1 protein-coding gene is annotated in these 1,222 nt (G+C 70.2%); it reads left to right on the plus strand.

The genetic code is table 11. From position 1 onward, the window contains the following. Positions 1-419 precede the first annotated feature (419 nt). A partial coding sequence (locus G6R25_RS24050) for a TIGR03620 family F420-dependent LLM class oxidoreductase (protein WP_163554660.1) occupies positions 420-1,222 on the plus strand: 803 nt, incomplete at its 3' end.

Below are 1,222 nucleotides of genomic sequence, written 5' to 3' on the forward strand. Positions count from 1 at the left end.
GCCAATACTCCGCGTAGCAGATCGCAACCTAGAACGATCTTCCCGGGGCCCTGGGCCGGACCCGCGCCGATCATCCGCAAGTCATCGCGGGACGGCACGTCCGAGACTGCGGCTGTCGGTGATATTCCGTGGGCTTAGTAACGGTTGGCGGAGATGCGTGAAGCATTCCCTGCGGCTTTTGTAAAGGCGATTTTTCGGAGAGTAGGGAGTCGGTGCGTGCCCACGCAACCTGTGCTGAGGAGGTGATTACCCCAAAGGGCTACCCCGTCGGAGTGGTGGAGCCACTCCAGCGAAGGGAAATGCCAGGTAGAGCAAGCGGGGAAGCTTTGGACCCATCGGCGCCGCGGACCGTCGGCGCAGTGGGCGACCGTGCGGTCACCTGCCGGAACAAGGCTCCGCACCGGCGGGTTACCCGATCCATGAGCACTCTTGGCACCATCGGTATCGCGAGTTCGACCATCGCCTTCAGCACGGACACCGGCGCCGCCGTCACCGCGGCCGCCGAGGTCGAGGGGCTCGGCTATGCGACGTTGTGGCTGCCCGGCGGCCAGAGCAACAACGTCACCCTTGTCGAGCAGGTCGTGCGGGGGACGGACAGCCTGGTCGTCGCCAACGGCATCCTGTCCGTCGACCAGGTTCCCGCCGCCGAAGTCGCGGCGACCTACGCGGCGCTCGCCGCCGGCCATCCCGGCCGCTACCTCGCCGGCCTCGGCGGCGCGCACGGCGCGAGACCGCTGGACACCCTCGGCGCCTACCTCGACGAGCTCGACGCCGCGCAGCCTTCGGTGCCGGCCGACGGACGCATCCTCGCCGCCCTCGGCCCGGCCATGCTCCGCCTCGCCCGCGACCGTGCCGCCGGGGCGTACCCGACCCTCGTCACCTCGCAGTACGTCACCGACGCACGCGCCGTGCTCGGCTCCGACCGGACGCTGGCCGTGCTCGTCGTCGTCGTCCCCGAGCGCGACCCGGCCGTGGCGCGCGGCGTCGCCCGCGAGTCGATCCGCTTCCTGACCACCGTCCCCGGCTACGTCCGCAACCTGGCCCGGATGGGCTTCACCACCGACGACGTCGCCGACCTCAGCGACCGCCTCATCGACCAGGTCACCGTGTGGGGCGACGTGGAGACCATCGCCAAGCGGGTCGCCGAGTACCTCTCCGCCGGCGCCGACCAGGTCGTCCTCCAGGTCAACGACGCCACCGGCGGCGAGCCCGAGTCCACCTG

It is taken from the genome of Candidatus Frankia alpina (assembly GCF_902806485.1).
Lineage (GTDB): Bacteria > Actinomycetota > Actinomycetes > Frankiales > Frankiaceae > Frankia > Frankia alpina.